Source organism: Actinoplanes sp. NPDC048791 (assembly GCF_040650095.1).
GTDB lineage: Bacteria > Actinomycetota > Actinomycetes > Mycobacteriales > Micromonosporaceae > Actinoplanes.
Window position 1 is genome coordinate 1 of record NZ_JBEZGQ010000651.1, and the last position, 4,911, is coordinate 4,911.

General features: G+C 70.8%; 6 protein-coding genes and 1 pseudogene. 2 read left to right on the forward strand and 5 right to left on the reverse strand.

The window, feature by feature from the left end; all coding sequences use genetic code 11:
- Nucleotides 1-7: 7 nt before the first annotated feature.
- From AB0C29_RS33645 to AB0C29_RS33655, 3 genes and pseudogenes are all read right to left on the reverse strand, one after another.
- Nucleotides 8-973 (reverse strand): cysteine synthase, encoded by a 966-nt coding sequence (locus AB0C29_RS33645; RefSeq protein WP_360828880.1) that lies wholly within the window; start codon nt 971-973, stop codon nt 8-10.
- A gap of 4 nt (nt 974-977) precedes the next feature.
- On the reverse strand, nt 978-1,292 hold the full coding sequence (locus AB0C29_RS33650) for a MoaD/ThiS family protein (protein WP_360828883.1): 315 nt from the start codon (nt 1,290-1,292) through the stop codon (nt 978-980).
- A 68-nt stretch (nt 1,293-1,360) separates the two neighbouring features.
- Nucleotides 1,361-1,863 (reverse strand): annotated as a pseudogene (locus AB0C29_RS33655) (M67 family metallopeptidase).
- A gap of 88 nt (nt 1,864-1,951) precedes the next feature.
- Between AB0C29_RS33655 and AB0C29_RS33660 the strand changes: the two are divergent.
- Nucleotides 1,952-2,815: an aldo/keto reductase gene (locus AB0C29_RS33660; protein WP_360828886.1), complete on the forward strand. Its 864-nt coding sequence runs from the start codon at nt 1,952-1,954 to the stop codon at nt 2,813-2,815.
- Here AB0C29_RS33660 and AB0C29_RS33665 read toward each other — a convergent pair.
- Together AB0C29_RS33665 and clpS are read right to left on the reverse strand one after the other, a co-directional pair.
- Nucleotides 2,812-3,321, reverse strand: coding sequence for a DUF2017 domain-containing protein (locus AB0C29_RS33665; protein WP_360555212.1), 510 nt, complete (start codon nt 3,319-3,321; stop codon nt 2,812-2,814). The genes AB0C29_RS33660 and AB0C29_RS33665 overlap by 4 nt on opposite strands.
- A 20-nt stretch (nt 3,322-3,341) precedes the next feature.
- On the reverse strand, nt 3,342-3,632 hold the full coding sequence (gene clpS / locus AB0C29_RS33670) for an ATP-dependent Clp protease adapter ClpS (RefSeq protein ID WP_212992473.1): 291 nt from the start codon (nt 3,630-3,632) through the stop codon (nt 3,342-3,344).
- A 328-nt stretch (nt 3,633-3,960) separates the two neighbouring features.
- Here clpS and AB0C29_RS33675 point away from each other — a divergent pair.
- The coding region (locus tag AB0C29_RS33675) for an AAA family ATPase (RefSeq protein ID WP_360828889.1) at nt 3,961-4,911 on the forward strand (951 nt) is incomplete at its 3' end.

Consider the following 4,911-nt stretch of genomic DNA (forward strand, 5'->3'; position numbering starts at 1 on the left):
CTTTTGCTCAAGCCCAGAGCTGACCCTCGAGAGCGTCCTCGGCCTCGGCCAGCGTGCCGCCGTAGGCACCGGTGGAGAGGTATTTCCAGCCGCCGTCGCAGATCACGAAGGCCACGTCGGCGCGCTGACCGGCCTTGACCGCCTCGTGCGCCACGGCCAGCGCCGCGTGCAGGATCGCGCCGCTGGAGAAGCCGGCGAAGATGCCCTCGACCTCGACGAGCTGCCGGGTGCGCAGCACCGCGTCGCGGGTGCCGACCGAGAAGCGCCGGCTCAGCACGGTCGCGTCGTAGAGCTCCGGGACGTAGCCCTCGTCGATGTTGCGCAGGCCGTAGACCAGCTCGCCGTACCGCGGCTCGGCCGCGACGATCTGGATGCCCTCGACCTTTTCCCGCAGGTAGCGGCCGGTGCCCATCAGCGTGCCGGTGGTGCCCAGTCCCGCCACGAAGTGCGTGATGGACGGCAGGTCCTGCAGCAGCTCCGGCCCGGTCGTCTCGTAGTGGGCCCGGGCGTTGCCCGCGTTGCCGTACTGGAACAGCATGACCCAGTCGGGGTGCTCGGCCGCGATCTGCTTGGCCGTCGCGACCGCCTGGTTGGAGCCACCGGCGGCCGGCGAAAAGATGATCTCCGCGCCGTACATCCGGAGCAGCTGGACCCGCTCGGAGGAGACGTTCTCCGGCATCACGCAGACCAGCCGGTAGCCGCGCAGCTTGGCCACCATGGCCAGGGAGATCCCGGTGTTGCCGCTGGTGGGCTCGAGGATGGTGTCGCCGGGGCGCAGGCGCCCGGACTCCTCCGCCTCACGCACCATGTACAGCGCCGGGCGGTCCTTGATGCTGCCGGTCGGGTTGCGGTCCTCCAGCTTGGCCCAGAGCCGCACCGGCGGCGCCCCCTCGGGCACCGTCGGCGACAGCCGGGGCAGGCCGACCAGCGGCGTGCCCCCGCAAGCGTCCAGCAGGCTCTCGTAGCGAGCCATGGGGTTACCGTCCGAGCAGGGCCGCTGCGGCGGCGAAGCCCAGTGCGCCACCGGCCACGGCCGGCAGGATGGTGACGGAGTCGCCGTCGTTCAGCGGGGCGTCGAGCGCGCCCAGGAAGCGGACGTCCTCGTCGTTGACGTACACGTTGACGAAGCGGTGCAGGCCACCCTCGGGCGTGAGCAGCCGGCCCTTGAGACCCGAGTGCTTGGTGTCCAGGTCGTCGATCAGGCCGGAGAGCGTCGCACCGGAGCCCTCGACGACCTTCGAGCCGCCGGTGTAACTGCGCAGGATGGTGGGAACGCGAACTTCGATAGCCATGACTGTGATGCTCCTAGGAAAAAGAGAAGTCGAGAGAGTTCGAGGGCAGGGTCTGCTGAGGTCGCGCGTCAGCGACACTCGTAGTAGACCGACGCGGGGCTCTGCCCGAACATGTACGACTGGACGGCGTAGCCGTCCGCACTCCCACTCACGCGTCCACCGTCGCATCCACGATGTTGACCTCTTCTTCGGTCACCACACCGTCCACGATACGGAACGAGCGAATCTCCTCGGAATCCGGCTCGCGGGTCGAGACCAGCATGTAATGCGCGCCCGGCTCACCGGCGAACGAGATGTCGGTGCGAGACGGGTACGCCTCGGTCGCGGTGTGCGAGTGGTAGATCACGACGGGTTCCTCGTCGTTGTCGTCCATCTCGCGCCAGACCCGCAACTGCTCCATCGAGTCGAACTCGTAGAACGTCATGGACCGGGCCGCGTTGTCCATCGCGATGTGCCGCGTCGGCAGGTCGCTGCCGATGGGCCCGGCGACGACACCGCAGGCCTCGTCGGGGTGGTCCCGGCGGGCGTGGGCGACGATCGCGTCGACGATCGCGCTGTCGATGGTCAGCACGCTGTTCACATTACCGTGGTGCGGCGCCGGACCGGGCGTGGCAGTGCTCACGCGCGTACGGATCACCGCGTGGGGTAGGGGTGGAGGCATGAAGCAGCGATCAATCGGAAACGTCCAGGTCAGCGCCATCGGGCTCGGCGGCATGCCGATGTCCATCGAGGGGCGGCCCGACATCGACCGCTCGGTCCGCACCATCCACGCCGCCCTCGACGCCGGCGTGACCCTGATCGACACGGCCGACGCGTACCACCTGCACGCCGACGAGGTGGGGCACAACGAGACCCTGATCGCCCAGGCGCTGGCGAGCTGGAGCGGTGACACCTCCGGCGTGCTAGTCGCCACCAAGGGCGGCCACCTGCGTCCCGGCGACGGCTCGTGGACCGTCGACGGCTCCCCCGCGCATCTGCGGGAGGCTGTCGAGGGCTCGCTCAAGCGTCTCGGCGTCGACGCCATCGGCCTCTACCAGTTCCACCGCCCCGACCCGAAGGTCCCGTACGCGGACTCCGTCGGCACCCTGCGCGAGCTGCTCGACGAGGGCAAGATCCGGCTGGCCGGCATCTCCAACGCGAACGTCGGGCAGATCCGTCAGGCCCAGGAGATCCTCGGCGGCCGGCTGGTGTCGGTGCAGAACCAGTTCTCGCCCGCGTTCCGCTCCTCGGAGGACGAGCTGCGGCTCTGCGACGAGCTCGGCATCGCCTTCCTGCCGTGGTCGCCGCTGGGCGGGATCGCCAAGGCCGGGGAGCTGGGCAGCCACTTCGCCGGGTTCGCCCAGGTGGCCGAGGCCCACGGGGTCAGCCCCCAGCAGGTCACCCTGGCCTGGGAGCTGGCCAAGAGCGAGCACGTGATCCCGATCCCCGGCGCCAGCCGTCCCGAGTCGATCACCGACTCGGTGCGGGCGGCCGAGCTGACCCTCACCGACGAGGAGCTGGCCCGGCTGGACCAGGCCGCCTAGGGCCGTTCCTCGATCTCCGGGAGGGCGTTGAGCAGGGACTCCTGGAGGTAGCCGAGGTAGGCGTAGACGGAGAGCTGGAAGACCCGGCTCGACGCGGGGTCGCGCACCACGGCCTCGTCGAGCTCGTCACCGAGGTCGGTGTCGCCCTGGATGTCGAGCCGGGTCCCCATGGCCAGCCGGGCGTCGTTGATCGCCCGCAGCCAGGCCTCGGCCTCCTCGCCGTCCAGGCGCACCTCGCCGGGGCCGTCGTCGGGCAGCGCGGCGAGGATGGCCCCGGCCTGGTCGATCTTGCCGGTCTTGAGGTCACCCTCGGTGTAGAGGCGGAACTCGGCCGAGTCGTCGGGCCGGTCCGGGTAGATGTCCGGGAAGAGCCGGCCGACCACCGGATCGGTGTGGTCGAAACCGTCCATGAGCAGGCCCACGACCTCACCGGCGACCTTGCGCAGCACGCGCACCTCGTCGATGGCGAAGGTGGCCACGCACTGGCTCCCGTTGCGTCGGAACATCGTTCAGTTCACCCGCCCACTCAACCGCGGTCCACCGTCGCCCACAGGCCGTAGCCGTGGAGTTGCGCAGCGTCCATTTCCATCCGTTCACGCGCGCCGCTGGACACGACCGCCTTGCCCTTGTTGTGCACGTCCATCATCAGCTGCTCGGCCTTGTCGTGGCTGTACCCGAAAATCTTCTGGAAGACCCAGGTCACGTACGACATGAGATTGACCGGATCGTCCCAGACGATGGTCACCCACGGCCGGTCATCAGCCGGTACCTCCTCGATCTGCGGCGTCTCTGCGGGAGCGACCTGAGGCAACGCCATGCCCCCCATCGTGCCACGCCGATTCGGGCGGGAGTCGAACCGAGCACGCCAGGCGCGCCGGGAGGGGTGGGATGGCGCAGCCCCGAGCCTGCGCCGCGCCCGCGGAAAACGCCGCTCACCGGCGCGAACAGCCGGTGGAACCGGCGGGGCGCCCGGACCCGCCCCGCCAGGCTGGGCCCGGGCAGTCACGCCGGCACCGCCGAACCGTATGGGACGGCAGCGGGGGCGGACAGATGCCTGATTACTCACCGTTTCATGCACTCTTACTCATTCTCGAACGTGGTACGGGCGGTGATGTGAAGGTGACGGATCTCGATATGCTGACCCGGTGGAGCACTGGGGATTCGTCGGTCGCGCCGACGAGTTGACCCGGCTCACGACCGTCGCCACCGGGGACACCGACCGCGGCCTCATCCTGAGCGGCAGCGCCGGCATCGGCAAGAGCCGGCTGCTGCACGAGGCCGTCGCCGCACTGCCGGAGGAGCACTACGCCGTCCACCGCGCGTCGGCGAACATAGCCAGTTCCGGGCTGCCGTTCGGCGGCCTGGCCCAGATCCTGCCCACCGACCCGCCGGCCGGGCTGTCCCCCGCCGGGCTGCTGCGCTGGGCGGTCGACGGGCTGCACGCCGACTCCGGCGACCGGCCGATGGTGCTCGCCATCGACGACGCCCACCTGCTGGATCCGCCGTCCGCCGCGCTGACCCACCTGCTGGTCCGCGAGGGCGCGACCCTGCTCGGCACGCTGCGCACGGCCGAGCCGGTGCCGTCCCCGATCAGCGCGCTGTGGACCGAGGGGCTGCTCAGCCACGCCGAGCTCGATCCGCTGACCGACGACGAGTCCCGCCAGCTGCTGACCGCACTGGTGCGCGGGCCGGTCGAGCCGGGCTCCGCACAGCGGCTCATCCGGCTCGGCGGCGGCAACCCGCTGCTGCTGCGCGAGCTGGTGCTCGCGGCGCTGGGCGGGGGCGAGCTGTCCGAGACGTACGGCTTCTGGCGCTGGACCGGCCGGCTCACCCTGGCTCCCAGCCTGGCCGACCTGGTCGGCGCCCGGATCGGCGGGCTCACCCCGGGCGTGCGCGACGTGCTCGAGATGGTCTCGTTCGGCGAGCCGGTCGGGCTCACGCTGCTGATGCGGGCCGCCGCGGCCGCCGACGTGGAAGCCGCCGAGGAGCGCGGGCTGATCCGGATCGTCGCCGACGAGCGCCGCCGCGACGTTCGCCTGGCCCATCCGCTCTACGGCGAGGTGGTCCGCCGCGGCTGCCCGGTCACCCGGTCCCGG

What these genes read in the sequence shown, in the direction of transcription:
- clpS (WP_212992473.1), bottom strand. Translation starts at nt 3,632, where the DNA reads ATGGCGTTGCCTCAGGTCGCTCCCGCAGAGACGCCGCAGATCGAGGAG.
- AB0C29_RS33645 (WP_360828880.1), bottom strand. Translation starts at nt 973, where the DNA reads ATGGCTCGCTACGAGAGCCTGCTGGACGCTTGCGGGGGCACGCCGCTG.
- AB0C29_RS33660 (WP_360828886.1), top strand. Translation starts at nt 1,952, where the DNA reads ATGAAGCAGCGATCAATCGGAAACGTCCAGGTCAGCGCCATCGGGCTC.
- AB0C29_RS33650 (WP_360828883.1), bottom strand. Translation starts at nt 1,292, where the DNA reads ATGGCTATCGAAGTTCGCGTTCCCACCATCCTGCGCAGTTACACCGGC.
- AB0C29_RS33665 (WP_360555212.1), bottom strand. Translation starts at nt 3,321, where the DNA reads ATGTTCCGACGCAACGGGAGCCAGTGCGTGGCCACCTTCGCCATCGAC.